At 58.9% G+C, this 26,579-nt stretch carries 27 protein-coding genes and 1 pseudogene; 13 read left to right on the top strand and 15 right to left on the bottom strand.

The genetic code is table 11. The features are described 5' to 3' along the window. Positions 1 to 111: 111 nt before the first annotated feature. From B0G74_RS38320 to B0G74_RS38310, 3 genes are all read right to left on the bottom strand, one after another. On the bottom strand, positions 112 to 1,782 hold the full coding sequence (locus B0G74_RS38320; protein WP_132382056.1) for a tannase/feruloyl esterase family alpha/beta hydrolase: 1,671 nt from the start codon (positions 1,780 to 1,782) through the stop codon (positions 112 to 114). Beyond that, complete coding sequence (locus B0G74_RS38315; RefSeq protein ID WP_132382054.1) at positions 1,779 to 2,912, bottom strand: OpgC domain-containing protein; 1,134 nt, start codon at positions 2,910 to 2,912, stop codon at positions 1,779 to 1,781. Before B0G74_RS38315 ends, B0G74_RS38320 begins: the two co-directional genes overlap by 4 nt. 125 nt (positions 2,913 to 3,037) lie before the next feature. Next, positions 3,038 to 3,232 carry a hypothetical protein gene (locus tag B0G74_RS38310; protein WP_132382052.1) on the bottom strand — a complete coding sequence of 65 codons (195 nt, stop codon included), beginning with the start codon at positions 3,230 to 3,232 and terminating at the stop codon, positions 3,038 to 3,040. 233 nt (positions 3,233 to 3,465) lie between these two features. Here B0G74_RS38310 and B0G74_RS38305 point away from each other — a divergent pair, with 233 nt between their 5' ends. After that, complete coding sequence (locus B0G74_RS38305; RefSeq protein ID WP_132382050.1) at positions 3,466 to 4,659, top strand: acyltransferase; 1,194 nt, start codon at positions 3,466 to 3,468, stop codon at positions 4,657 to 4,659. Between the two features lie 205 nt (positions 4,660 to 4,864). Next, positions 4,865 to 5,023 (top strand): hypothetical protein, encoded by a 159-nt coding sequence (locus B0G74_RS38300; RefSeq protein ID WP_243658524.1) that lies wholly within the window; start codon positions 4,865 to 4,867, stop codon positions 5,021 to 5,023. Here B0G74_RS38300 and B0G74_RS38295 read toward each other — a convergent pair. Both B0G74_RS38295 and B0G74_RS38290 read right to left on the bottom strand, forming a co-directional pair. Beyond that, the gene (locus tag B0G74_RS38295) at positions 5,020 to 5,625 is read right to left on the bottom strand and encodes a rhomboid family intramembrane serine protease (RefSeq protein ID WP_132382048.1); all 606 of its coding nucleotides are present in this window, start codon (positions 5,623 to 5,625) and stop codon (positions 5,020 to 5,022) included. The two genes, B0G74_RS38300 and B0G74_RS38295, sit on opposite strands and share 4 nt — an antisense overlap. 35 nt (positions 5,626 to 5,660) lie before the next feature. Further along, positions 5,661 to 6,647, bottom strand: a complete 987-nt coding sequence (locus B0G74_RS38290) for a LysR family transcriptional regulator (protein WP_132382046.1) — start codon at positions 6,645 to 6,647, stop codon at positions 5,661 to 5,663. A gap of 151 nt (positions 6,648 to 6,798) precedes the next feature. On the opposite strand from B0G74_RS38290, the gene B0G74_RS38285 reads away from it, so the two are divergent. After that, positions 6,799 to 7,620 carry an aldo/keto reductase gene (locus tag B0G74_RS38285; RefSeq protein ID WP_132382044.1) on the top strand — a complete coding sequence of 274 codons (822 nt, stop codon included), beginning with the start codon at positions 6,799 to 6,801 and terminating at the stop codon, positions 7,618 to 7,620. Between the two features lie 550 nt (positions 7,621 to 8,170). On the opposite strand, the gene B0G74_RS38275 is transcribed toward B0G74_RS38285, so the two are convergent. Both B0G74_RS38275 and B0G74_RS38270 read right to left on the bottom strand, forming a co-directional pair. Continuing rightward, entirely contained in the window at positions 8,171 to 8,443 is a 273-nt protein-coding gene (locus tag B0G74_RS38275) for a hypothetical protein (RefSeq protein WP_132382040.1), read from the bottom strand. A gap of 123 nt (positions 8,444 to 8,566) precedes the next feature. After that, positions 8,567 to 8,755 carry a hypothetical protein gene (locus B0G74_RS38270; RefSeq protein WP_132382038.1) on the bottom strand — a complete coding sequence of 63 codons (189 nt, stop codon included), beginning with the start codon at positions 8,753 to 8,755 and terminating at the stop codon, positions 8,567 to 8,569. 659 nt (positions 8,756 to 9,414) lie between these two features. Between B0G74_RS38270 and B0G74_RS38260 the strand changes: the two genes are divergently transcribed. After that, positions 9,415 to 12,480 (top strand): PAS domain-containing protein, encoded by a 3,066-nt coding sequence (locus tag B0G74_RS38260; protein ID WP_132382034.1) that lies wholly within the window; start codon positions 9,415 to 9,417, stop codon positions 12,478 to 12,480. Positions 12,481 to 12,724: 244 nt separating this feature from the next. Here the strand turns inward: B0G74_RS38260 and B0G74_RS38255 are convergent, their stop codons facing one another. Together B0G74_RS38255 and B0G74_RS38250 are read right to left on the bottom strand one after the other, a co-directional pair. Further along, positions 12,725 to 14,188, bottom strand: a complete 1,464-nt coding sequence (locus B0G74_RS38255) for a mechanosensitive ion channel family protein (protein WP_132382032.1) — start codon at positions 14,186 to 14,188, stop codon at positions 12,725 to 12,727. Positions 14,189 to 14,552: 364 nt separating this feature from the next. Further along, positions 14,553 to 14,849 (bottom strand): annotated as a pseudogene (locus B0G74_RS38250) (SOS response-associated peptidase family protein); the annotation flags it as partial. 203 nt (positions 14,850 to 15,052) lie between these two features. Between B0G74_RS38250 and B0G74_RS38245 the strand changes: the two are divergent. Together B0G74_RS38245 and B0G74_RS38240 are read left to right on the top strand one after the other, a co-directional pair. Beyond that, a complete protein-coding gene (locus B0G74_RS38245; protein ID WP_243658523.1) occupies positions 15,053 to 15,334 on the top strand; it encodes a hypothetical protein in 282 nt (93 codons plus the stop codon). A 128-nt stretch (positions 15,335 to 15,462) separates the two neighbouring features. Further along, positions 15,463 to 15,957 carry a hypothetical protein gene (locus tag B0G74_RS38240; RefSeq protein ID WP_132382030.1) on the top strand — a complete coding sequence of 165 codons (495 nt, stop codon included), beginning with the start codon at positions 15,463 to 15,465 and terminating at the stop codon, positions 15,955 to 15,957. A 476-nt stretch (positions 15,958 to 16,433) separates the two neighbouring features. Here the strand turns inward: B0G74_RS38240 and B0G74_RS38235 are convergent, their stop codons facing one another. Beyond that, the gene (locus B0G74_RS38235) at positions 16,434 to 16,793 is read right to left on the bottom strand and encodes a DUF2442 domain-containing protein (protein ID WP_243658456.1); all 360 of its coding nucleotides are present in this window, start codon (positions 16,791 to 16,793) and stop codon (positions 16,434 to 16,436) included. A 338-nt stretch (positions 16,794 to 17,131) separates the two neighbouring features. Here B0G74_RS38235 and B0G74_RS38230 point away from each other — a divergent pair, with 338 nt between their 5' ends. Beyond that, positions 17,132 to 17,425, top strand: coding sequence for a hypothetical protein (locus B0G74_RS38230; protein ID WP_243658522.1), 294 nt, complete (start codon positions 17,132 to 17,134; stop codon positions 17,423 to 17,425). Between the two features lie 172 nt (positions 17,426 to 17,597). Here B0G74_RS38230 and phoU read toward each other — a convergent pair whose 3' ends face one another. After that, a complete protein-coding gene (phoU, locus tag B0G74_RS38225; RefSeq protein ID WP_132382028.1) occupies positions 17,598 to 18,305 on the bottom strand; it encodes a phosphate signaling complex protein PhoU in 708 nt (235 codons plus the stop codon). Positions 18,306 to 18,919: 614 nt separating this feature from the next. Further along, positions 18,920 to 20,203 (bottom strand): acetyl-CoA carboxylase biotin carboxylase subunit, encoded by a 1,284-nt coding sequence (locus B0G74_RS38220; RefSeq protein ID WP_279388641.1) that lies wholly within the window; start codon positions 20,201 to 20,203, stop codon positions 18,920 to 18,922. 266 nt (positions 20,204 to 20,469) lie between these two features. On the opposite strand from B0G74_RS38220, the gene B0G74_RS38215 reads away from it, so the two are divergent. The 3 genes from B0G74_RS38215 (at position 20,470) to B0G74_RS38205 (ending at position 22,060) form a co-directional block, all read left to right on the top strand. Then, positions 20,470 to 20,868 carry a response regulator gene (locus B0G74_RS38215; RefSeq protein WP_243658521.1) on the top strand — a complete coding sequence of 133 codons (399 nt, stop codon included), beginning with the start codon at positions 20,470 to 20,472 and terminating at the stop codon, positions 20,866 to 20,868. Between the two features lie 105 nt (positions 20,869 to 20,973). After that, entirely contained in the window at positions 20,974 to 21,183 is a 210-nt protein-coding gene (locus B0G74_RS38210; RefSeq protein ID WP_132382024.1) for a hypothetical protein, read from the top strand. A 292-nt stretch (positions 21,184 to 21,475) separates the two neighbouring features. Continuing rightward, the gene (locus B0G74_RS38205) at positions 21,476 to 22,060 is read left to right on the top strand and encodes a hypothetical protein (RefSeq protein WP_132382022.1); all 585 of its coding nucleotides are present in this window, start codon (positions 21,476 to 21,478) and stop codon (positions 22,058 to 22,060) included. 204 nt (positions 22,061 to 22,264) lie between these two features. Here the strand turns inward: B0G74_RS38205 and B0G74_RS38200 are convergent, their stop codons facing one another. Both B0G74_RS38200 and B0G74_RS38195 read right to left on the bottom strand, forming a co-directional pair. Then, positions 22,265 to 22,678 (bottom strand): GGDEF domain-containing protein, encoded by a 414-nt coding sequence (locus B0G74_RS38200; protein ID WP_243658520.1) that lies wholly within the window; start codon positions 22,676 to 22,678, stop codon positions 22,265 to 22,267. Between the two features lie 241 nt (positions 22,679 to 22,919). Next, positions 22,920 to 23,210: a copper-binding protein gene (locus tag B0G74_RS38195; protein WP_132382020.1), complete on the bottom strand. Its 291-nt coding sequence runs from the start codon at positions 23,208 to 23,210 to the stop codon at positions 22,920 to 22,922. Positions 23,211 to 23,382: 172 nt separating this feature from the next. Between B0G74_RS38195 and B0G74_RS38190 the strand changes: the two genes are divergently transcribed. Next, a complete protein-coding gene (locus B0G74_RS38190; RefSeq protein ID WP_132374362.1) occupies positions 23,383 to 24,552 on the top strand; it encodes an IS4 family transposase in 1,170 nt (389 codons plus the stop codon). Positions 24,553 to 24,559: 7 nt separating this feature from the next. Here B0G74_RS38190 and B0G74_RS38185 read toward each other — a convergent pair whose 3' ends face one another. Next, complete coding sequence (locus tag B0G74_RS38185) at positions 24,560 to 24,856, bottom strand: hypothetical protein (RefSeq protein ID WP_132382018.1); 297 nt, start codon at positions 24,854 to 24,856, stop codon at positions 24,560 to 24,562. A 560-nt stretch (positions 24,857 to 25,416) separates the two neighbouring features. On the opposite strand from B0G74_RS38185, the gene B0G74_RS38180 reads away from it, so the two are divergent. Then, positions 25,417 to 26,145, top strand: coding sequence for a CBS domain-containing protein (locus B0G74_RS38180; protein WP_243658519.1), 729 nt, complete (start codon positions 25,417 to 25,419; stop codon positions 26,143 to 26,145). 160 nt (positions 26,146 to 26,305) lie between these two features. Beyond that, positions 26,306 to 26,485: a hypothetical protein gene (locus tag B0G74_RS38175; RefSeq protein ID WP_132382014.1), complete on the top strand. Its 180-nt coding sequence runs from the start codon at positions 26,306 to 26,308 to the stop codon at positions 26,483 to 26,485. The last annotated feature ends 94 nt before the right edge of the window (positions 26,486 to 26,579 follow it).

Here is a 26,579-nt window from a genome sequence, read left to right as displayed (position 1 = left end):
GCGAGGCGCCGCCGCCCTACTGTTTCCGGAACGGAAATCACGTATTCAAAAGGCCACTGACGCGCATGTGGGTCTTGCCACCTGCGAGGCATTTTTCTCAAGAACTGCCGGTCACGGCTCCGCGCAAACAAAACTGCTGGCGAGATTCACATTGCCCTTGCCGACATAGCGAGGAAACAACGGATAGCGGCACAGCGGACGTGAGCGTCCATTGGTCGCCGCAGCGATATCGGTTGCCGTCAACGTCTCGGGCGATGCCCCGCGCGTCACCCAATTATCGAGCGCGCCTAGCAGATCGACCGATGGAATGAACGCGCCGCTGCCGTGCTGGAATCCCGGCACCATGTACAAGCGCATGAAACTATTGACCTGGTCGACACCGAACCGCTCGACCAGCGTGTCGTAATACGCGATCGTCTGGTTCGGGCTGATGACTTCATCGGCGAGTCCTTGCAGCGTGATGAGCTTGCCGCCGCGCGCAATGTAGCGCGTGAGGTCGGGGTTCATCGCGCCGATCGTCTGCGACAGCGCGACCAGTTGCGCGCGATATTTGCCGGGGTGTTGCGGGTCGAACCTGAGCGAGTCGAAGCTGGCGTCCCGCGTGACGAAGTAACGGATATAGCCGTCGCCTTGCGCGAACAGGTAGCCGTTGGCGAAGAACGTCGGCACCGGCAGGCGCTCCGGCTGATGCGCGAGGCCGAGCAGGCCGGTCAGACGCGTGCCCTGAAAAATGTTGTAGCCGCTATAGCCGTTGACGTCCCACGCCAGACGATAAGGCAGGGAAAGCCCGTCGCGCATCACGAGCAAAGTGGAGAGCTGCGTGTTCGTGAGGCATTCATCGTGCGACGGCGTGCGCCCACTGCAGCGCAACGAGTCGATGATCTCCGTTTCGTGGTCGTGGCACGCGGCGACGTCGCTGACGATACCGTCCGCCGCGCCGTCGAGCCGGTCGCAGGTGGCGAGCGTCCGTTGATAGACGTGTTCCAGCAGCAAGGGCGGAATGAAGCCGCCGGGCGTGGTGTATTCCGCCTGGCCGAGTTTCACGCCGAGCAGGCGCACGCCGGAAAAATTGAGCGCGGGCGAATTGGCGATCACACCGTCGTAGTCGTCGGGAAAGCGCTGCATCACGGTGTACCCTTCGCGGCCGCCGGTCGAGCCGCCGGCGAAATACATCCGTTGCGGCGGCCGTCCATACGCGCGCGCAATCAGGGCAAGCGCGGCATCGTGCGTTTTCTTCAGATGCGCAAAGCCGAAGTTCGTGACCGCCTCGTCGACGAGGCCGAACACCGCGACCGATGAATCGCCGACGTGTCCCGAATCGTCGCCGAAGGTCGCATAGCCTTGCGCGAGCGGCGCGCGGTTCGGCGAAAACGGCATCACGCCGGTGCCGCTCACCACCACGCCGTTGTAACCGCCCCCGCCGATCTGCAGCGCGCGGCCGTTCCAGCGACGCGGCAAGTTCAGATCGAAACGGATATCGGGTGTGGTGGCGTTGAACCCTTTAATGCGGCCGGTGATGCGGCAATATTCGCCGCCTTGCTGATTGCCGGGCGCGGTGGCGCTCACCATCGCCGCGTTTTCGATCTGTACGCCGGCGGTCGGCAACGCAATGAGTTCGGGCTGCAGAACGGCGCCCGCTAATTCCGCACAGCGCATGGCGAGCGGCGCTTCCTTGAGAGCGGCGAGCGCCGGGTGAGCGGCGAGCCACAACATCGCGCCGACAACGTGGATGACCGCGCGCGAGTCTCGCGCGACACGCGCACGGCGCCGGCGCGACCTCATCCGTAACCCGCGCCATTGGCAGCCGCCGCCGACTGCTGCCCTCTCCAGCCGCGCCAGCCGCGCGCGATCATCAGCACGGCGCCGATGGCGACGAGATCGCCGCCGAGTCCGATCAGCACGCCGCGAAAGCCATGAAACATATGCGGCGTCGCCGTATCGACGATCAGCGAAACCAGTGTGCCCGCAACGAAACACACGAGCCCCGTGCGGCCGACCGTGACCACGGCAGGCAAGCGCCGCGCGAGCCACGCGATACTGCCCATGCGCACGAACTGCGCGGCGAGCCAGGCAATGACAATAAAGTTGATCACGCGGTCAGGAGACAGATTCTGTTTAAACGTGCCGGGCAACGGTTGCGTCAGCACGAAAAGTTTGACGATAGCGAACGCCAGCACCGCGACCACCGCGATCCGCGTGAACCAGCGCGCGGTACGGGTTGCGTGAAAGCGCTCGCTGATGGGCTGCACCCGGCAGAGAATCCCGAGCACGAACATCAGTTGCCATGCAAACGGATTAAAAGCCCAGTCGGCCACGTCGTCAATGCTGAATAATGCGGCCAGCGGCCGGGCCAACGCCCAGATCAGCAAGCTCAAGCCGAGCGCCATGAGCGACGACCGCCGCGCCAGCGGCACCGCGAACGGCACGCACAGTGCGAAGATTACGTACATGGGCAACACGCTCGACAGATAAGGCTGGCGCCGCAGCAGCATGATATCGAAGGCTTCGCGCAGCGGCTGAACCGCGAAAGGCGGCCAGCCGGTGAGATCGACCATGGGACGGTTCAGATTGAGCGACGCGAGGATCGCGCCGGACAGCAGCGTCAATACCGCCGTCAACAGATAGGCGCGGTAGATTTCCCAGCAGCGCCTGACAAAGCGCATTTTCGCCGCGTTCTCACCGCGGCCCGCGAGCACCGCCGTGTACGCCGCCGCCGACGCATATCCGCCCAGAAACACGAACACTTCCGCCGAATCGCACAACGCATACGCGTGCAGCATCAGATGCGACAGCGTGCTGCCGGGAATGTGATCCAGCACGATGACGATCAGCACGACGCCGCGGAAGAAGTCCACTTCGATCGAGCGCCCACCAAGGGGACTTCCTCCGGGGCGGCCGCGACGGGTTTCCATTCAGGTTCTCGCAGGATAGGCGCGCGTCTGCCGCGCGTCGTTTTTCGTAGGAACACCACGACAATAAAACGTTCCCAGCGAGGCTGCGCGGCCCATCGGCGCGCGCTGACAACCTGCCTCTAATTTCAAACTACGTCGCGGCGATTTGAAATTCCGTTGTCGGCATGCGGTAATACTGAGTCGTCACGCATTCGGTTCGCGGCAAGATTTGCGGCTTTAATTCGCCGGGCGCGAATGCAATCGGTAATCAGCGCAAAAAATAAATCGCAGAGAGCGATGCGCGATTTTTTTTGCTTTTTTTCATCGTAGGATGGTTTCATGCACGCCCGTCGGAGCTCGCGCGTTTCGCGCGATGCCACCTTTCGACGGCGTCCACTCATGTGGACCGGACACGCGGCCGGCCGATCCGCGATCGGCCGGCACGCCGAGCGTCATTGCGACGCCTTTCCAACCGCCACGGCCGACCTGAGCGTCACCGATGCGCGCCGGTCCTTCCATTACCGCCCAGAACGGCTGCGCCGCACGCGCCACCTTCGCACTGGAAGACGACCACATGAACAACAGAATTGCCGGCTTCGACGGATTGCGCGCGATCGCAGTCCTGATGGTATTTTTTCAGCATCGCCTGTTCGGCGACATTGGCGAGATCGGCCATCTCGGCGTATGGATCTTCTTCGCGCTGAGCGGTTTTCTGATCATCGGCATTCTGTCCGCGCAACGCACGCGCATTGAAAGCGGCGCCAGTCGATTCGGCGCTGAATTGAAGCGCTTTCTATTTCGCCGAACCCTGCGCATCTTTCCTATTTACTACCTGATGCTGGTGGTGATGTGCGTACTGATGGCGTTCGGCATGGCAAGTCCCGAACTGGCAAGCGGCATGCCGTTTCATTTTGCCTATTTGTCGAACATCTGGATCGGCTCCGTGCTGCACTACTGGCCGGGGCGCTACTCGCATTTGTGGAGCCTCGCGATCGAGGAGCAGTTTTATCTCGTGTTCGCGCCACTCCTCTTGCTGCTTGCCGCGCGCCGGCATCGCGCGGTGTGTCTCGCGATCGTCGCGGTCGGGCTCTCGTCGCTGCTGGCCATGCGCGCGGCGCATTGGCCGGACATCACCATCTACACGCACCCGCTGACGAACTTCTGGCTGCTCGCGTTGGGCGGCATGGGCGGCTTGATGATTGCGGGCAAAGCGGGCCGCTTGCGGGCGCGGCTAGGACACGGCGTGACGCTCTTCGTGCTGAGTCTCGGGCTCGTGGGCTTTTGCGCGACTGAACCGATCTGGAGCCAGCTGGACAATCCATTGCTGTTCACCGTGGTGAGCGCCTCGTATGGTGGGTGCATCGCTGCGCTGGTGTGTTCGATTGCCTGCTGCCGCAACGCCGTCGTGATCGGCCTCCTCGAAACGAAATGGCTGGTGAGCTTCGGGCGAATCAGCTACGGCTTCTACCTCTACCACAACCTGATCCCCGACCTGACCCGCAACCATCACGCGGCGGCGCTCTTCGGCGGCACGGTGCCCATGTGGGCGCACGTTGCGGGCATCGCCGGGTCGTTTGCGATTTCGCTCGTGATGGCGATGCTATCCTGGCGGCTGATCGAAGAACCGATCCTTCGTTTGAAGACACGGCGTGCGCCGGCAACGGCCGCGACGTCCGCTTCGGCATACACGCCGGCTGCGTTGCGTTCGCGTCGTGAGCGAGCGGAGCATTCGTCGAGGAACGAGAGCGCCGCGTCGGACGCGGTCTAACCCACGCACGACTTACGTTTCACTTGCAAGCAGCGCAAGTGAGGGCACGGTATCATGCGGCCTCACTTAGCCGGCTGCTTCCGATCTTGCGTGACACGCGGGCACCGAACTGGCCGAACGATAACAACAAGCCACCGCCCGCGCGCTGTCCGGTCGATCCGATCCGCGCGGCCGGCTCGCGGATTCCGACACGCGCTTTCCAGTCATGTCTCATCTCACTTTCGCCGGCGGCGTTCTGGGCGCAGGCCTGCAGGCGCTAAACCTCTACGCGTTGCTCGGCATCGTTGCCGCACTTCTGCTGGGCGGAATGGTCAAGGGCGTGGTCCGCCAGTTTCGCATTCAGCGACTGCACTTCACGTTCTAGAATGGGCGTCCTAGACGCGCGGCCAGGATGCCTCCCAGCGCGCCACCCAGATGGCTTTGCCACGACACGCCTGGATATATTGGCATCACGCCAAAGAGCATGGTCAGCCCGTAGCTCGCCGCTACGAAAAGTGCCGCTAGCATCGCTAGAACGTGCCGCGTGTAATAGCCCCGCGCGACCAGGTAGCCCGCGTATCCGAACACGAGACCGCTCGCGCCGATATGCACCGTGTAGGGCGCGCCGAGCAGCCACGCGCACAATCCAGCACCGAGCATCGCACCGATTGTCGCCTGCCAGAAGTTCGCGATGCGCGGCCAGGTGCACAGCCAGCCTAAGATGAGCAGTCCACCAGTGTTGGCTACCAGGTGCATCATGCTTGCGTGCAACCACGGGGCGAACAGGATGCCCTGCAGCCCGCCAAGCGTGCGCGGCACCACGCCGTGCCGGTTCAGATGCAGGAATGGCAGCGCAACAGACAGGAAAAAAACCAACCAGATGGAGCCAACGAAGGCGGCCAGAACGAGACCACGTGCCTTGAGTTGCACGAAGAGCGAGTCGGAAGTGGAAGTCGTGCCAGAGCGCCGGGTCGAGTCTTGCGGCATTGCCAGTTACTCCGTACTCGGCTTGATATCGATTGTCATGGACGCGATGACGTGCGCGCTTTAGCTTTTGCGCTGCCACGGTTCCCCCGGAGACCTAGCTGACGGTGCGTAACGGGTGCGGTTGCGGATAATGACTCGAGGCAGAAGTTAATGAACGCGTCGACTTTCGCAGCACGATGGCGCCGGGACGGAAAGAGCGCATACAGCGGAAATCTTTCGTCCGGCCAGTGCGGGAAGAGGTCCACAAGCAAGCCATCACGCATTACCTGCTCGACGCCAATCTCCATCACCTGGGCGATGCCAGCGCCGGCGATACACGCGCCGAGCATGGTTTCCACGTCCGACACGAGGAGACGCCCCTCTGCCGGTATCTCCGTGACCTTCTTACCCCGATGAAACTCCCACTCAAAGGGCTTGGCCGTCACGGGGTTATAAAACATGATTCGCTGATGCCTGCTCACCTCCTCCGGTTTTCCTGGCTTTCCGTGCTCAGCCACATACCGCGGAGACGCGACCGTAATGATGCGCGTATCGAGCAGCTTGCGTGCAATCAGTGTTCCCAGTGGCGGGGGTCCAAAACGCACCGCAAGGTCAAATCCATCTGCCACGAGGTCGCCGACGTCGTCGCGCATGATGAGTTCGAGCGAGAGGTCAGGATGATGTGCCAGAAAATCTGGCAATCTTGACGCCAGCACCGTCCTTGAAAAGAACGGGTCAACGTTGACGCGAAGCTTTCCCTGCACGACGTTCGCCGAACCCGATGCCGCTGAAGCCGCCTCTTCGATGCCGGTCAGGTGCGGGCCAACCGCTTCATATAGCCGCCTCCCTTCGTCGGTCAGTGTTTGCGAGCGCGTCGTTCGGTCAAGCAGCCGCACCCCCACCCGCTTTTCGAGACGTGAAACAGCACGGCTAACGCCCGATGGCGACAAGCCGAGAGCATCTGCTGCGCGCACGAAACTGCCGCTCTCGGCGACTGCGGCGAGTACGGTGATGCCAGAAAACAGCCGACCATCAAATGTCATGCCCTCTCCGAGGCTAATGGCATTTCGCTAGTTTAATCACGAGTGATTTGAACGGCACGTACTTTATTCAACAATCAAAAAATGAGAGATTGTCCTCCTGAACGCTACGGCGGCTTGCGCCGCAAACCAGGACCAGCTTGGGAGAGCAACCATGGAAGCTTTGAAGACACAGGGAATTGACCTGCCCCGCCTCGGATTTGGCACATTTCGTATGCCGGGCGGAGGTTGCCAGCCAGTAGTTGAAAGTGCGCTGGAGCTCGGATACCGACACATCGACACCGCCGAGATGTACCAGAACGAAGAAGCCGTAGGCGCCGCAATTACGGCCTCGGGTCTCGCGCGAAAGCAACTGCATCTGACCACCAAGGTATGGCACGAGAACCTCGCGCAGGATGCCCTGCGTCGCGCCCTTGACGCCAGCCTCGCAAAGCTCGGTGTCGACTACGTTGACCTGTACATGGTGCATTGGCCGTCGCGTGACATGGACCTCGGCGCCGTCATGGAAACAATGCAAGGCTTTCTGCAGAGCGGCACCGTTCGCTCAATCGGTGTGTGCAATTTCAACGTGACGATGCTACGAAAAGCAATCGAGGAAGTCGGTGCACCCATCGCCTGCCACCAGATTGAATACCACGCGTTTCTAGACCAGTCGAAGATGCTGAACTACTTGCGCGAGAAAGGCATTCCACTTGTCGCCTATGCCCCGCTTGCGCAAGGCAGGGCAGCAAGCGACCCCGTACTTCAGGCGATCGGCACCAAGCATGGGGCGACTGCTGCCCAGGTTGCGCTCGCGTGGCTTCTGGAACAGGACGGGGTCGCCGTGATTCCTAAGGCCCAACGTCGCGAAAGTCAAAAATCCAATCTCGACGCGCTGGCGGTGAAACTCGACGATGAGGACCGTCACGCTATTGCGGCGTTGCCGAAGAACCACCGTTTCGTCACCCCGCCGTTCGCCCCGGAATGGGACGCGTAACTATTGTCTTCGCGTACCCGTTAAGTTGACGAGCGGAGTGCGTCGTCCCCGGAATCCCCGTCTACGAGACGTATGCCGGCGAAAATCGAACGCAGCTTGCGCACGATTTGGTGCAATCGAAGCGTGACTAAACTCGAGCTGCTGAGAGTTTTGAGCGGGCGCCGCGCTAATGCTGGCCGGCGTTCAGCAATGTCCAAGTCTGCCGCGTTGGCGGTCCGGCAAGGATTCGCGCCAACACCCGGCATCGAAGGCAGGTGCAGTGCTCTTCCACTCGCGCATCTTTCACCGCGCCGGCGCCGTTGAGCGTGAGGTCTTGGTGCGGGGGCTCGGCGGCCGCCTTCCCGTAGAGGTCAGCGCACCGCGCGCAGGGTTGAAGCCAAAGGTCCATTCGTCAGTTGTCGGCAATTTTGAGCGGCATGCGGCCATGTCGATGCTGGTAGCAGGCATAGGTTTCAAAGCGAGGAATATGTGTGACGGGGCGTCGCAAGGTAGACCATTCGAGGTAAGCGCATCTCATCAAAAACGAACAACGAATCGATGTCTCTCGCGGTTAGTCCCCAAACGGGTTGCCGGTGTCTTTCACTTCGGTACTAAGGTTGTATTCCGCACGCACAGCCTTGAGCACGCCCTCGATGTCGCGCTCGAAGCCGACCGCGTTGCCGAAGTGGGTCATGTTCCAGTTGCAGCCTGTCTTGTCAGGCTCCTGCATCTGCGGCCGCGGCACACGAATCTTCACGCCATCCTCGACGATTTCCTGCAGTCGATGGATGCGTCGGTTGACCTCCTGCTGAAGCTGCGAGGCATTGAGCGTCTTGCGTATCATCCAGATCTCCCTCCGGTTGCACAAGCCAGTCTAGCGCAAATGAGGCGTTCGGCGACCTGGCGCTGAAATGCAAAGTGCCTGAGAGAGAGCAGGCGCCTTGGTTCGTCCGGGTGCGTCAGTAAGTCAGTACGCGACAATCACTACGCCGCTGTCGCCAATGCCACGACCACCGATGCGCGCATCGATTGCTCTTTTTATGGCTAGTCTGGCAAACAGCTTTATACCAGCGACTATTCCTGCAGGCGTCGACGCACCATTGCCAGCAGGACCACCATCAATCGCGTCTGCAATTGGAGACTTCGTGCGGTTCATTCGCATTTCCGATCCACCGCAGCGGCCTTGCGTGACGGGTTACATAAAGATGTAATTGCGCGAGTCCTTCACGCCATCGTAGTTTGTGTGCTTTGGCCTGACCGAAGGGACTCGTACACGCGTATGAAAGTGAGGGGTCGTAGAGTCACCGACCACCCAGTAATGAGGACTGTCATCAGTACCGCAGTCGCAGAGAGCGTTTCAAAGACGTGACCCATAGCAGCCTTGCTGATTCAATCCAGCACAATTCAACAACCGGTAGGTCAACGGTGCCCTGTCGAAGGAAGGCAATGACGGTTGCCTGTTCTCAGCCCTTAATGATTCGACTCGAACGAACAACCCGTGCGAGGCGCCCGCGATAAACGCTTCGTTATGGAGTTGCTGGCAAATACTGCGGCGTATGTCTCCGAGTTCCTTTTGGGCTGACCGGCGCTACGAGGCTCGGGAAGGCCGCGAAAGCGGGAACATCCGAAAGCACCGCACAGTTATCACCGATGCATCAAACATCACAGCTAGGTCGATGGCGTGACGTAGCGCTCGATGCGAAACATTGAGGTCATTCATCAGCACCGCAATGTTACGAAACATAAGAAGGACTGGTAGAGAACCAGAACGTCTCGCGGCCAGTCAATGTCGAACTCGAGGCTGACTTGCTTACCATGCGAATCTCACGCTTTTCTCGGATTGCCGCGCTGGCCATCGGCGTTTCGATTGCCTCTGGTACGGTATCGTTACTCGAATCCTATACCGGTTGCCTGGGTCTGGTCCTTGTAATTCTCTTCACCCATTTGTTGGGGCGAAACATTGGCCGCCTTTCTGCCGCTTTCGTCTCTTCAGGAATCGTCTGGGTCTTGGTCGGCCTACCCCATCCTGTACTCGCATCAAGCTCATTCACCCGGTCCATTATTACGATTCCTGCAGCGTGGCTATGCGTGGAGCTGGTCTCTCGTCGCTCAAGAAAACCGGCGTCTACCGCCCGGATGAAAGATGCCCCGTTTGACTTGCCTATTGAGAACCTGGCCAGTCAGCTCTGGTCGCGAACCATTGACGGTCAACTGGAATACGTGAACGACCGCAAGATTGCGGAGTCGCGTCTTCGGAGCGAAGGGCAAAACTACAGGCGAATGGTTGACCGCGTGCCTGCTTGCGTGTGCGTGGCCGATCCCGCCGGCAAACTCGTTTACGTCAACAAGGTCGTACTTGCCGCATTGGGCCGTCCAAGCGAAGAGGTTGTCGGTGACCTGTGGATGAACTACATCCACCCCGCCGAGGTAGAAGCTGTCCGTACCGAATGGGCGCAATGTATTGAAACGGGTCAACCCGTCGATGTCGTCGTCCGGATGCAGCAATACGATGGTGTGTACAGATGGCAACACCTCGTCGCTGAGCCGTTTTACGACGAAGGGGTCGTGGTCAACTGGTACCTGGTCGGTATCGAGGTCGACGACGCAATAAAGGCCCAGGAAGCCTTGCAGAAAAGCGAGAAAGAAGCCCGGGAACTGCTCGACCGCCTTCCGGGTCGCTTTGCCACAAGAACGACAACGGATTTCGACTTCGTCAATCGCCACATCCTTGAGGAAACCGGTACTACGCTGGAGGAGCTACAAAAACTCGGATTTTTGCATTTCATTCACCCCGACGACAAGGAGCGAATCAGACAAGCTTATCTCCGGTCGGTCGAACAGATGACAGCTTATGAGGACACGTACCGCTGGAAACATGCGGACGGCGAGTATCGCTGGCATCATTCCCGCTCCGTTCCTTATTTCAACGAGGACGGAAGCGTGTACAAATGGTATGCCATGAACCTCGATATCGATGACCTGTACAAAACGAAAGAGGTCATCCGTGAGCGTGAAGCGCAACTTAACTGGCTCACCGATGCAGTGCCAGGCTTCCTGTGGAGCGCTGACGCCGCGGGCTCAGTAGAGTATGTGAGCAAACAGGCTGAAGCCTACACCGGCAGAAGCCTCCATGAACTGACCAGCAACGGCTGGCTTGACCTTGTTCATCCGGACGACTACGCGACAGTTATTGAAACATGGGACCAATCGATGAAAAGCGGGGCGGCGTACGATACGGTACATCGTCTTCGCGCTGCTGACGGGTCGTATCGGTGGTTCCAGTGCCGGGCGAATCCAATGCGTAACGCCCGAGGCGATATTACTAAGTGGTACGGCCTGCTCACCGATATTCACGAGCGCAAAATTGCGGAAGAACGATTGAGACGCAAGGAGTTACATCTTCGCAGGCTCGTAGATGCAATGCCTGCCATGATTTGGCGCGCCACCCCCGGCGGGGACACCGACCGATGGAATCGCCGCATGCTTTCGTTCATCGGAAAGACCTGGGAGGAAATCGGCGAAGAGCCCTTATTCAGTCTCGTCCCGCCTGACCAGCGGGAGCGTGTCCATAGACATTGGCAGCAATGCGTCCTTGAGGGCTCATCTTACCAGGACACTTATCAGATTACGGGAGCTGATGGGAAACTACATTGGTATCTCGTCCGCGGTGAACCCTTCCGCGATGAGACGGGTGAAATCCTTCATTGGTATGGCGTTTGCACGGACATTGAAGACCTGAAAGAAACGGAAGTCGCACTCCAGCAGCGCGAGCACCAGTTGCGGGAAATTACCGAAACGATCCCGGCGATGATTTGGTGCGCCGATGCCGATGGGCAACTAACCTACGCCAACCGGAGATTCACGGAATACGCCGGTTGGGACACACCGGAAGTTTGTGACCTTGAATATAGGAAAAGCATCCACCCGGATGATTGGGAGGGTCTCATTCAAAAAAGGACACACTCAGTTCAGACCAGTGAACCCTACGCCTACGCCCACCGTAAGCGCCACAAGGACGGGCAATACCGCTGGCATCTCGCACGCGCCGAAGCAATGCGCGATGCGGATGGCAACATCGTTCAATGGTACGGCCTGACCATCGACATCGACGAACAGAAACGTACTGAAGATACCTTGCGAGAAGTACAAACCCAACTCACCCGGGCGACCCGGATTGCAACGGTCGCCGAAATATCGGCCTCGATAGCGCACGAGCTCAATCAACCACTTACCTCTGTTATCGTCAATGCTCACGCCTGCCGGCGTTGGCTTGAGGCCAACCCGCCTAATCTCGATAAGGCGCGCTCTTCCGTGGAGGGCATACTCCGGGATGGCCGTGCTGCCGACGAAACGATGCAGAGCATCCGTACCCTGTTCAAACGAGAGTCCTTCAAGAAGTCTCAATGCAATATTCCTTGCATGGTCCGGGACGCGGTGAGATTGTTGAAAGAAGACCCCAGTATGCGAGACGCCGCCATAACGCCGGAATTTCCTGACAATCTTCCAGACGCGAACGTCGACCAGATACAGATTCAGCAGGTCCTCATCAACCTGATCTCGAACGCAATCGAAGCAACAGAAAATACCGGCCGCACACCAAAAGTCGGCATCACCGGCGCCGTCCTCGATGAACTATTCGTGACAGTCGAAATTTCTGACAACGGAGAGGGTGTCGCTGAGCTCGAGACCCTTTTCGAGCCGTTTGTCACCTCAAAGGCAAAAGGCATGGGTATAGGTCTGGCAATTTCACGCTCAATTATCGAAGCACATGACGGTACCCTGACCGCGAGGAACAACCTCGACCAGGGTGCGACATTTTCTCTGACGCTGCCAATTTTTGCCCGTTCTGGTGAACCACAAACCGTAGCCCCAGCAGCTTAAGCAACATCATCGCCGATTGGTCTCTGAGTTGAACGCAGGTCTTTGCAATGCTGCCGAACGCGGCGCATCTTAGTCCTCTTCCGTCGCCGCCGCCTCTTGCGCGACCTACTGACCCGTATCAGAACGCCGATAGACCTGCCCCCACACTACCTCGACGAAGCAGTCCCGTTAACGTCAAACCATGCCGACTTCCCGAGGAACTTGGCAATCACAGCCGTCACAGCCGGGGCTGCCATCGGATGGTCTAAGAATCATCGTGCAGCGAATGCAGGTGCCGGACTTTGTCAAACAGCCACTGAAATAGCGATTGACCTTTTTCCTGCTGGACAGAGGTCTGGGTCGTCAACTTACCCAGCGCGTCCTGCCGGTAGGCTAGTTGCTGACATAGCTGCTTTGCGACCTCCGGATGGTCTTTGAGGAACGCCGTCATGTCGTCCTTACCTAGCTGGTACAGCACGGAAGGCGTGAGCGTCGAAATCGACACGTGCATCGGTAGCCCTGCTAGCAGGCCCGCCTCCCCGAATGACTCACCCGGGCCAACCCGGGCAATCTCACGGTCTTCTTCCGATTCACTGAGCCTCACGGAAAGTACGCCCGAGTACACGATAGAAAGACTGTCTGGCACCGTGTCGGGCGCCAGTACCTGCTGATTCGCCTGGTACTCGTGCCGGGAAAGTCGTTCTGCAAGCCGTGTCACTTCATCGCCGGTCAGACTCTCAAACAGGCCGACACGGCTGAGCAGTGCCTCTTTGGCACCATGAGCGGCAAAGGCAGGCGCGGGCACACCAAGCGAGCGCAGCGTCACGCCTGAGGCGGCAAGATGCCGGTAGCAAAGGTCGAACAGTTCGTTGGTTGTGGTGAGCTTCTTGTTCATGTCGTCGACGAACGCGACAACCTCATATTGCACCGTATTTAGTGTGGTGCGCCTCATGCGTGCATACGGAGATGGAACATCCAGGATGGCGTTGCAGCCCTTCAGAGCGCGGCCTAGAGCATCGAGCACCGTCTTCGGCCGGGCCTCGGGCTCAATCTCAAGGACGAGTGATAAGCCGTGTACATCTGCTGGCCTGCTGTTGTTGAAGATTTTCGCCTTCGATGCAACAGCGTTCGGCACGATAAGCGTATTCCCTTGACCAGTCAGCAGGTGCGTGGCCCGCCAATTCATTTCGATTACTTTGCCCTCGACGTCGTCGATTATCACCCAGTCGCCGACCGAATATGGCTCGGTGGTGTTCAGCACTATGCCTGCGAATACGTCGCTGAGTGTGCTTTGGATAGCCAGACCCAGCACAATAGCGAGCGCGCCTGATGTCGCGACGAGGCCACGCACAGGCAGTTCGAGCACGAAGCCGAGGGCGGCCACGATTGCGGCCAGAAATACCACGGCTCCGAACACGTCCGAGAATAGCCGTTGCCTTCGCCAGGCGCTTGGCAACAGCAGTGTGTCCAGTGAGAGAGTGAGCAGACGAGCGCCCATCAACCACCAGATTATCTCGAGCACCTGCCCTAACCAGTGCAACCGGGCCGCGCTCTCGGGACTCGTTTGGGTGATTGGGCTTAGACCGGAGGAGAAAAGCACCCAGCTCAGCGCGGAAAAAAGTGCCAGTCGGATGAAGAGCCGTACGAGCTCATTTGCAGGCATCCGGAAGCGCCATACGATGACGTCTAAAACGACGATGCCGAATCCGAGAATCAACGGGTATTCCATAGGCGCTCCTCCTTCCCCTTTGAGGCAACTGTAAGAGGATACACATCTCGACGCGTACGTGTGGAAGTCCTGGAGGGAAGCGCTGACCTCTGCAGTTGCACGTCCGACACATGCTCATGAGTGACCCCGAGTTGAATACTTTCGGACAGAAAGTGGTACCCAGATAGGCAATGGGTCATCGTGTTCCCTGGAATCTCGGAGTTCACGTCGCCAAAGTTCAACTACGTCGAAATCGGAGAAGTTGGCGGGAACGCCGCCCTGCGGAATTTGTCATGGCATCCGTTGAGCACCTGCGGTTAGCCAGGGAGTCCGACGATGCGAATTTATTGGGCTGGTCCTGACCGAAACCCCCCGTTCAGCTCGTTCAAGCGGCAAGCCTATGCTCGTAGTAGGGCCTATCTCTGTCATCAAGAATCGCATACATTGCCTCCAAATCCTTCGGGTTCGCGTTGAGCCAAGCGTCTATGTTTTCCGATTTGACGGGAACAATGCAGCGGTCGTGACCAGCCGCTGCGACCTCCGGAGGCAGCTCATCTGTTATTGCCGCGAATGATAGCAAGTCCAGCTGGCCAGGTGCCGACCAGCGTGACCAAAGGCAGGCGACATGCATCAACTGCCCGTTACTCGGACGAAACTCCAAAACAATGTTTTCATCTTTCTCGTGCGTGTCGGATAGCCACGGCTAGCGCCGAGAAGACTGATGTGAAACCACTCAGTCACAGGCGACATCCGATGTGATGCTGCTGTGCGCGACAGCTCTATCACATCTCGCGTCGAAACCCGTCGCTCCAGAGCGCCATCGCTTCGCTTCAGCCATCACCCTGACCAGCGCGGCCGAACGTATACTGGGCGAGACGCTGCGGCATGCCGGCTGCCGTGGACCGGCAGTTCGGCGGCCGACCTGGAGCACACGAAGCTGCACGGCCGGCGGTGGGCCGCATGGCCTTCAATGCCGCGGAGAGCTGTGTGGCCACAGCGCTGCGGCACTTTGACAAAACCAATGCGCCGGACTTCGAAGCCGACCTCGAGGAAGCCGCGTGCTGGATGCTGATGCGGGCCTGCGAAAATGCGCAGCGGCTCGGGCTGACCGTGCAGGGCTTTGACACGTTCAACGAGTGGTTCTGCGAGCACGTCGTCGTGACGTGATTCCAGTCGCCGCGCACAACGCACCTCACCCTGCGTTAGGCCGGGCGAGGGCGGCCCGAAGAACAACAACTTCGGAACGTTCACTTCGCGACTACGCGGCAGACGTTTCCTGACGGAGCGCATGAATCATGAGGAAGCAGTTGACCACCGCCGCAATCGCGACCTGCCTCGCGCTGGTAGCCGTCCGGGCCCAGGCTGGAACTGTCGATGTCGACTACGAGAATGCGACCTTCCGCATCGGCAACGAAGACGTGAAGTTATCGAATGGCAAGCGAGCGATACCGGCCGCGCCTGGCTCGGCGACGCAACACGTGACGCGTGTGTTCGGCAAGCCCGTCGGTGGCCGGCTTGACTCGAAGCCTGCTGCCGCGATATTCCTGGCGGACGAACCAGGCGGTAGCGGCATTTTCAACTACGTAGCGGTGGCATTCAGTGACTGCAGTAAGACCAACGCTATCTTCCTTGGCGACCGCATCATGCCGCGGTCGATTGTGTTCCATGGCCGCTCCATCGTCGTCACCTATCTAGACCGAAAACCGGACGAACCCATGGCTGTCATACCCAAGGTGACGAAGAGCATGACGCTTGGCTTTGACTCCAAGACCTGCCAGCTCGCCAAATAACAACACCGGACCGGGCGGAACCAACGGGGCGCCGCCCTGACAGGGCACGCATCCGGGCAGACCCGGGCGTGCCGACCGCGGTTGGCCGTGCCAAATCTGACGCGGAGCTTTGATGCATGCCTTCCAAGCAGTACGAAGCTGGCTCACAGCTTTCCTTAAGCCCCCTATCACCGAGGGGAGCCGGCGGCCCACCGGCTTTTTTAAGTCAGTGTTCGACGCGTATCAGCGTCAGCATCCTGATGAGACGGCCCAGGCGCGTCTCGACGCAATCGAGTCGCAATAGCCACGCGCCGTCCTGGTCGTAGGACTCGTTCCTAGGTCGACACTGGAACCAGCAGGCGTTGAGTGTTGTGGAAGCTGAACTGGAACGCCGACATCGCCCCGCCGAAAAAACAAACCGGCAAGTCGAAAGCGCAAAAATCGTAACGCCATGGTCGACAAAAAACGTCGAACGCCCGAGAGGAACCAGGCAGGGCCTAGTGCCGCGTACGGTCTGGCAAGGACTGCAGCAAAGCGGTGACGTCCATCTCTTCATGCAGTTCCGGCCAGTACAACTGCTGGCGGTCCAAAGAGATGGCAAAACACCCTCGCTCCGCTGTTGTGGCTGCCTGCAGCGCAGGAAACCAGCCCAGCGGAAATTCAACGGCCTGACCGTCGGACAGGTCGAGAAACAGGTGTCCGCTGTCGAAATGCACGCTTACCGCCCCGCTGTCCATGGCCGTCTCCTTGATGAGAAGCAACTTAAAGATAGGTCGCCGCGAGACGCCAAACAAGGGAGAATGCCGGAACGCGGCGCCGCGACCAAAGTGATTCAGCTTTTCATTTTTCAAGACCATGTCGCGGCCCGGTACCCATTGCGCTAACTTCCGCGCGCACTGGTATCCATGTCCAGCCGTTGCTGAAAGGTCGACGGGGCGAGGAGTTCGTCAACGCACCTTGCGGCCGTTGCTGAAAGTGCGAAGGCAGTTGCCGCGCGGCAATAGCCCCCTTTGTCGCTGTTCCGACCAGTTCCTGGCAATCATGCCGGCGCCCTTGAAACAGGGTCGAATGACGACGCTGTTGATTCGCGTGTCTTCGCCCACATGTGCTGGGCTTGCTTAACTGCTGCGGGCAAGCCGATAGACATGACCAAACCTCAATTTGACGAGCGCGCAAGCGCGCGGCCCGACTTGCTATGTTACTGGTGGCGATTGCAGCTGCATCCTACGCGCTGACCAACGAATGGCGAGTAGACCACATTGTTGAGTGCTGCCGTCGCTGGCTCAAGAAAAATGGGCTGAAGATGGACTGGCTCGACAGGGTCCGCATCGGTCAACTCGCTCTGAAGATTGCCAGCAAGGACTTGCTGGAGGCAGGCGTCGCAGTCCGGCTGTCCAGCGTGAACGCTCTCTTCACCAGCGAGATGGAACTCAACGAGTCAAGCACAATGGTCCAGAGGATGATGGCACTTTGCCACAACGCGCTCTGAACACGTTCGAGCTCACGCTCGTAGCAACAGCTTTCATGTCGCGGGCAACATCGACAGCGCTGCTCCGCTCCGAAATCTCTATCACGTTGGGAAAAGCGGCCGCAGTTGCCTGTACAGATTTCGGAACGACGCCGGCCGTTCCAGTGACCGTCGTGCCCACCCGCTTTCGCCTTCAACTGCGCAACATCTCATGCTCGCGCTGCTTTCTATGTTCGTGGCGAATATCGGTGCCGCGAACAACATAGACGACGGATTCAGCAATGTTGGTCGCGTGGTCACCGATGCGTTCGACGGCCTTTGCTATGAACAGGTAGTCCAGCCCAATCGAGATTGTCCGGGGGTCTTCCGTCATGTACGAGACCAGTTTGCGCACGAAAGCCCGGAACTCGTTGTCGATGGCTTCGTCATCCCTGACGATCTGTGCTGCCGCAACGTTATCCATTCGTGCGAATGCGTCCAGCGCTCTGCGAAGAATGTGTGCAGCCATTTCGCCGGAAAGCTTGATTTCAGCGATGTTGATGCTTCGCCAGTTCGCTTCCCTGGCGATGCGGCGCGTCCGTTTCGCAATTTTCCGGGCTTCATCGCCCGCGCGTTCGAGGTTGGTGACGCACTTAGAAATAGCCATTAGCAGTCGCAGGTCACGAGCGGCCGGCTGTCGACGAGCGATGATATTGCTAACCGCTTCGTCAAGTTCTATCTCCAGCGAGTTCAGCCGGCGTTCCCCCTCGATGACCTGCTCAACAAGAGCCATATCGAAGGTGTTGAGCGCATCCATCGCGCACGCAATCTGCGACTCCACCAGTCTGCCCATTTCGAGCAGCTTACTGGAAAGCAGATTGAGGTCAGCGTCAAACCTGCTCGATAGATGTTTGTCCCACATGCTCATTCCTCAGCCGAAACGGCCAGTGATGCAATACTCAGTTAGGTGCTGCGGTCGAGTTTGAGAGAACCTGCTTGGCTACGCCAAAACCGCCGAACTCCGCACAATGCATGAACCGTCCGCGCCGTGAAGCGGCCACACGATGTATGGGCGCGTGGCGTTGAGCACCGATACTGGCAGGCGCCACTAGGAGTGTGAGCTTCATCCACTAGGCAGCGTTTCGGAACCAAGCGGCGCATCCGAGATTCGGCGCCGAAAACAGGCTCCAGCCTCCCGCCTGAATCCGCGAGACTACAGGGACTATCGACCTCGACCGCTCAGCCGCTACTAAAACAGTATATACCGTATTATTTTCTCGCAAAATTCGATGCGCGGTACAACGTCGGCTTGCTCGAGTCGGACCCGCCGGCGAAGGTAGCAACTGCCCCATCCGGGGGCGAGGGCCTGGTTGTTCAGTCGGATGTCTTTGAGGCGCTTTCAAGTAGATAGGCGCACGTGTACACCGGATTATCATCAGGCTCCGGCAGCGGAGGCCGAACGCATAAGCCCAAGTGCAAAAAGCGACGAGGCCGGTATTCCCGACGCCGTCGCCCCTGGGAATCGGTTTCCAGCCCTTAATCGGCGATACCGCTCACGATTCTGGAGAGATTTGCTTCGAGATATCCGGTGTGGTACTCGCCCACACGAAAGCCTTCGTCGTCGAGCAACGCAAGATGAAGTGGCTTCGTAGTCTTCAGGCCTTCGACGTCGAATTCGCCAAGCGCACGCTTCATGCGTTCGATTGCTTCAGGTCTGGCGCAATCCCAGACGACGACCTTGGCAAGAAGAGAGTCATAGTATGGAGGGACCGAGTAGCCTTCGTAGAGATGTGTGTCGACACGTACACCAGGTCCTGCCGGTAGCCGCAACTCGTTAACTGTACCTGGCGCGGGCATGAAGTTTTTTTGTGGGTCTTCCGCATTGATGCGACATTCAATCGCGGTACCACGTAACACAATTTCCGCCTGGTTGTGTTGCAAGGGTTCTCCCGTGGCAAGCCGCAGAGACTCCCGCACAATGTCGATACCCGTAACCATCTCTGTAATCGGATGCTCCACCTGGACGCGGGTGTTCATCTCGATGAAAAAGAATTCCGAGGTCTTCGGGTCGTACAGATACTCGACGGTGCCGACACCGCGATAGCCGACAGACTCTGCAAGTGCCACAGCGGACAAACACATCTTTTGGCGTACAGCACTGTCCAGCGAGGGAGACGGAGCTTCTTCGACCAGCTTCTGTCTACGCCGCTGCAGCGAGCACTCGCGCTCGAAAAGATGTATCGCGCGCTCGCCGTCCGCCAGAATCTGGACTTCCACGTGGCGCGCCAATCCGACGAATCGCTCGAGATAAAGTCCGCCATAGCCGAAGGCGCTCTGGGCCTCACGAGTCGCGATGGCGTATTGAGCCTCCAGCTCTTTCGCATCTGCTGCAACCCGAATGCCTCGTCCTCCCCCGCCAGCTGCAGCCTTAAGCATGACCGGGTAGCCGACCTGGTCAGCAGTCACAAGTGCGGAGGCGAGATTTTCGACCACACCCTCGCTGCCTGGAACCGTCGGGACGCCTGCTTTCATCGCACAGGCGCGTGCCTGCGCCTTGTCACACATCAATGTAATAGCTCGTGGCGACGGACCAACAAAAATCAGACCAGCGTCGACCACCGCCTGCGCGAATCCTGCGTTTTCTGACAGAAAGCCGTAGCCTGGGTGTACGGCATCGGCGCCGGCTCCTTTCGCCGCAGCCACCACCGCCGCGATGTCGAGGTAGCTCTTTGCTGCCGGGGCCGGTCCAACGGTAATCACTTCGTCGGCCATACGCGCAGCAAGACTGTCAACACCGGCCGCGCTACAGCCAAGAACCAATTACCTTGCAGCAAGCATGATGCTCGGACGTCCCGGAATTAAAGGACAGTACGCGTGAGAAACCATGTGCACGCCGGTCGCCGCGCGTCACTTTCACACCTCTCTTCCTCGACACCGCGCGTTAAATCTCCTCACCCTGGTCATACACCCGTATAAGCGAGTTACGCCAACGCGGCATCAGCATATCCCACCGTAGAGTAGATTCGCTCTCCGGCAAAACCTACTCTTCTCTCGTCGAGGCGGCGCTCGGGCAGCGGAAATGGCTGTTGTCGGCAAACGGACGACGTGAACAGCCACAGCTTTGGGGACGGGTCATGGTGATGGTGTTACTGGTCGACGACGACATGAACCAGCTTCGGGCGCTTGAGACGCTGGTTTGCGCGGAAGGTTACGAGGTTATGACTGCGTCAAACGGGGATGAGGCACTGCACGCAGCGCGCCGAAGGCGCCCGGACATCGTGGTGTCAGATTTCATGATGCCGGTCATGGACGGTCCCGCCCTCATCGGCGCGCTCGCGGCCGAGCCGGAGTTCGCAACTATTCCTGTTCTTCTGAATTCAGCGGTGGCGACACCGCCGCCACACCTTCGGGTGTCGGCGTTTCTCAGAAAGCCGGTCGCGGCCTCGCGCCTGCTCGAACTGCTTCAGCTGCACAGTTCACGGTAGGGTCTAATCGCCATGACCAGTCACTTCGATACGCCGGCAATCGAAAGCCATTGGGTGCTGACTGCTTCAGGGTGCGCTCCGCCATCTGGCCATAGGAGGTTCAGCATGAAACTGGAAACCGCCACGTTTATGCGTCTACGTCGTCTCGCCCCGGTTCTCGATGACATGCTTAGCGCAGGCGAGGTCGAGCACGCAGACCAGGCAGTAGGGCTTGAGTCGCTTGCCCAGCTATGCTCACAGCTGTTCGATGCATACCACTGTCAACACCCGCGCGAGATTGCACAAGCGCGACTCGACGCCCTTGAGCCGCAGTGACGCACTAGCTTTGAACCGACCCGCGGCTCCAGGTATTCCGCATCAGTTTGCCGCTTAGCTACCTCCCGTGTTTGCGGTCGACAATTACGCTCGCCCGGCTGTTCCTCTGTGCAGCGAATCGAGAGGAAGCAGATGATTGAGCACATCGTGATGTGGGACCTCCGTGGAGAGTCAGCCACGGAACGGAAGCGCGCGGTTGCGGGACAAGCTGATATTTTGAGGGCAGGTGCGGCCAAGAAATCCCGGCCCTCTGATGCGCGATTGAAAATTACTGCGAGCGATGAAGAGCGATATGCGACAACTTGCGACGGCCGCGGCCCTGTTGATACTTCTGTCTGCCCGCAGCGCCAGTGCGACGCCTTCAATAGCGGCGACATCAGAATTTGTTGCCGTGGACGAAAAGACGTGTGCTGCGTTCCGGCGCGATGCCGTCCCGCAGAGCATCAATACAGCACAATTCATAGACGCCCATATCGAGCCCGTTTCTGCGGCAGAACAGGTCTATCTGACTGCAGAAAATTCCGCATTTAGACTGTCTCCGAAGCCGGGTCGCTTTTCGCTCCTCGCTTCACTGCCAGCTTTCAGCGCGTGGCAGCTCCATACCTCACTCAACTCCCTGGTGCAGTCGTTGAAAGCGATTGACGTGGTCCCTCCAGGAGAAAGCCTGGAAACTCATCGGGCGAAAAGCGCCACCTTCGCACTGCTCGCAGTGGAACAAACAACCACGATGTTCGATACGTACGCGCGGAATGACAGCGCGCGCAATCGGCCATTCATGACTCAGGCAACAGCAGAGACTGCCTCGGTGTCCCTCGCGAACATGGGGCCGGCTCTCGCGTTGTTTGTGAGCTGCACGGTCGATGCAATAAAGAAATAGACTCGGTCAGCGTTACGTATTAGCTGTGGACGAATGCATTCAAATTGGTTTTTGAATCAGACGAACGCCGAAACGTCGGACCCTTAGAGGGGTAACAAACGGCCACGCTCGAAGGACGCGCCTCCCTTCATCCATTTCGTCCGCTGCGCAGCAATCTGTGCGCACTCCTACCGCGTCATTCTCACGACGTTGGACGGGCCGCGCTCAGGGACGCTCCAAAGCGGTATGTCGACCGACCACCCTTTTTGGCTTCATACATCGCCACATCGGCGACGTCGAGCAACTGCTCGACAGTATCGGTCCGGTCGGATACGTCGCGATGCCGATGCTAACGCCAATCTGGAATCGCCCCGCATATCTCTTGTCGCCGACCTCGCGAACGCGGGCAATCATGCGAGCCGCAAGCTGGCGTAACTGTTCGTCGTCACCGCAATCGGTTGTGAGCAACACGAATTCGTCACCACCGACGCCAGCGAGCATGTCCTGCTGTCGTGTCGCAGCGCGCAGCGCCTCGCCGAGTTCGCACAACAACACGTCGCCAGCGCTATGACCGAGTGCATCGTTGACGCTTTTGAAGCCGAATCTGTAGGCGAGCGGACGAAGCTCTTCTTCCGTCATCTACATATCCATGTTCATCCTCGCAACGTATTCAAAAGAACGAGGCACACCGGCCGCCATGCAATCGTGCCCGGCCTGAGGCACATAGACCCCTTAGCGAAGGCCCTAGCCGGCTTATTATCCTCCAGACGATGCCAGGTCCGGGCGCGTCAGCCCCATTCGTTTCGTTCCGGCGCAGTTCCTTCAATCCGAGCGAACCGCCCGAGCAATCTGCGAAGAGACAGTTGCCTTGCGACACAGCTCACTGAGGAACAGTCCCGACGCGCACAACCGAAGCGGCAACGGGGGGGATAAATTCTGCGCGAACGGCATCGCCCACCTTCAGGCTGTCGAGCGATAACGTCGGGGCAACATCGAACTCCTGTGTCTGAGTCGGGCCCCGCAGTGTGACCTCCCGGTTCTTCCGGTCGATTTTTAGCACCGTGGCCACGAACTCCACGCTTCGGGTCGAACTGACTTCTCCATCCGACGCTGGCTGCAAGACTTCTGTTTCGATTCGCTCGCGGATGCCACTCGATGCCACCTTGTCCATACGAGTCAATATTGCGTTTCTATACGCAATCAGTAGTGTCCGGTTTATTTGAGGTCGACAGGCGGGAGAGCGACTGTTGACAGGGCTTTCGAGGGCTTCATGGGTGTCCACGATTTGAATTTTGAAATCAGCATTTGCGATCCTTTCGGGTTTGGGCGACCTGGGGTAACGCATGAACGTGGGCAAGACGCTGTTTGCGCAAGTCATGGAGTTTGTGCCGTGGAAGACGTTTGGCCGCATCATCGAGCGACACCGCGGCGACGCGGGGGTCCGCACGCTTGGCTGTGCCGATTTGTTCCGCATCATGGCCTTCGCGCAGTTGACCTGGCGCGAGTCCCTGCGCGACATCGAGGCCTGCCTGTCTGCCAATCGGGGCAAGCTGTTTCATATGGGATTGAAGAACGTCCCGGCACGCTCGACGTTGTCGGATGCGTTGAATCTGCGCGACTGGCGCATCTATCACGCGCTGGCAATGCGCCTCATCACCCGCGCCCGAGCGCTTTACGCGACCCAGCCGCTGGACATCGATCTCGATGCGACCGTCTATGCGCTCGATGCCACGACCATAGATTTGTGCCTGTCCCTGTTCGAGTGGGCGCCGTTTCGCACGACCAAGGCGGCGGTCAAGATGCATACGCTGCTGGATTTGCGCGGCGCGATCCCCGCCTTCATCCACATCAGCGACGGCAAGATGCACGAGGTGGGCGTGCTCGATTTTCTGCCCATCGAAGCCGGCGCGTTTTACGTCATGGATCGCGGCTATCTGGACTTCGCGCGGCTGTTCAAGCTGCATCAGGCGGGCGCTTTCTTCGTCACACGAGCCAAACGCAACATGAACGCGCGTCGCGTCTATTCGGCTGCCACCGACCGCAGCACGGGCTTGATCTGCGACCAGAGCATCGCCTTGAACGGCTTTTACGCCGCGCAGGACTATCCCGAGCGTTTGCGGCGCATCCGCTTCAAGGACCCGGAATCGGGCAAGAACCTGATTTTTCTGACCAACAACACGACGCTGCCGCCGCTGACCATTGCAGCGCTGTACAAGAACCGCTGGCAGGTCGAGCTGTTCTTCAAGTGGATCAAGCAGCACCTGCGCATCAAGCGATTCCTCGGCACAAGCGAGAACGCGGTGAAGACGCAAATCTGGTGCGCCGTCTGCACTTACGTGTTGATCGCCATCGTCAAAAAGGAGCTTCAACTCGATGCCTCGCTCTATACGTTGCTACAGATTCTTTCGGTCTCCGTATTCGAGAAAACCGAGATTTCAAGCGCCTTGCGGCCCGATCCATCACTCCCGGAAATGCCTCAATCCGGTAACCAACTGAATTTGTTCGAAATTTAACCGGACACTACTGATACGCAATATTGACCGTATCGCCGATTTGTAACGTCTTTACGTCGGCAATATCCGGGCTGATTTCAAACACGACCATTTCCCCGCCCGCGTCGCGCAAGGTCACGCTGTTGTGCGAGGGGGCTATCCCGGCGACGCGAGCCTGGATGTGTCGAAAGGCTTTTACACCGGCTGCGTGTCCTGTGCGAGGACCTGGTGCTTGGGCACCCGCCGATTGAAGTACCAGCACGCCGACCGAGACAGCAACAGCAACGACGTGTAAGCGGGCCGCGCCTGTTCTGGTTCCATGCATTTCTGGCTCCCCAAAAAAACGTCCAACGATACAAAACTCGCCAGACCGTCACAATCATAAACATAAACTGGACCGGCCCTCTGCTTGCACCGCAAACGCGAGGGGAACCCATTTTCCCTGCGTTCGGGGTGTCGTTGTTCGTCAACAAAGATATCTGCTAGCAGCACACAGCCGCACAGAACATTGCAATGGGCTGGCCCGCACTAAAGTGGTCACCCAGCGTTAGGACCGTAGAGAGCACCGAGATATAAGTAGTTTCTGCCTCTCGATAAGGAGTACGCTTAATTTTCAGACCGGTCTCCAGACGACGGCGATAACGCTCCGGGCAAATCTGCCCGACCGCGAACCCAGTTTCTGCACGCACGTCTCCAACTGACACCCCGACTCGATACGAGCTGGCGCGTTCACGCGCCGGGCTCGCTCGGGGCCACTCGTCCATCGGGGCCATCCGATAAATGGCCAGACCCGTGTCCACTACCGCAATCCGCGAGGTGGTTGCGCGCGTGTACCTATTCGCAATTGACCTTAATAAGGGGCATACCATGCTAGTTAGAGAACGGATGAAAGAGGCGGTCTGTCTGGAGCCGGACCAGACCTTGGCCGCGGCAGCGCGTCTGCTCAAGCGGGACAATATCGGCTGTCTTCCCGTGTGCCAGGACGGCAAAGTTCTGGGAATGATTACCGACCGGGACATCGCGATGCGCGGCGTGGCGGATGACCGTGACCCCAATCGGATGAAAGTGAGCGAAGTGATGTCCTTGGACGTAATTCGGTGCAGCAAGGACGACTCAGTCGAATCCGCAGTGCTGACCATGCAGGCGGCACATGTACAAAGGCTCGCGGTCATCGACGGCGACGGACGTCTGGTCGGCATCATTTCCATGAGCGATGTGGAGGGTGGTGCCTCGGAACGGCGCCCCTACGAAGTCATCTTCTACAAGGAAATACTGGATTATGCGGGCCTGCCGCATCACACTGAGCTGATGCGCGTCTCAGTCGCCCAGGGAACGAAACAGGAGGCGGTGGAAGCGGCCATCGCACAATTCGAAAAAACTCAGCACGTCCCGAACTGGGCCACGGTCGCCAATGGATACGATGTCGTGAGCATTCATGTTGATGCAAATGGCGCGCAAGTTGAAGAACTCGAGTGCACTTCTGAACGCGACGCCCGTATCCGCCCCCGCGCGCGAACATTGTGGGAACAGGCCGGTGCCCCGGAAGGACGCGACGCACAATTTTGGGAACAGGCAGCCGGAGAGACGGATGCGGAGTACCTGCCCGCGAAATGACGGCCACCGGCATTAGCTGCTCGGAAGCCCTTCCTTGCGAGCCCGTACCTACTTCTGACAGCGTAACGGTTCGACTGTCGGCCGCAAATCGTTCAACCCTGATTGCAGCATCGCGTGCGGGTGGCGCACCGAGTTACTGCTGTCCTCTTCGGAGCATGCGATGACGAACCATCCAAAGGAACAGACACGCGGTGTCAGCCGCAAAGATGACGAAGACAAGCTCGCGGATATCACAGACAGCGACCGTGACTCAGCGACGCCGGACAATGCTGCCCCTATCCTACAGTCCGAGGACGACGAACAGCACGACGAAATGCGTGACGAAGACGCACCCGAATAAGAGGCGAGAGAGATAGGCGCTGCGCCAAAACGGTCAGCTGGCTGCGCGTCGCTGCACAACCGGGGGCCTGGCGGACGGGGCTCGGCGTGGTCCC

It is taken from the genome of Paraburkholderia sp. BL9I2N2 (genome assembly GCF_004339745.1).
Classification (GTDB): Bacteria; Pseudomonadota; Gammaproteobacteria; order Burkholderiales; family Burkholderiaceae; genus Paraburkholderia.
Note: the sequence above shows the minus strand (reverse complement) of the source record. Positions and strands in the feature narration are given on the sequence as shown.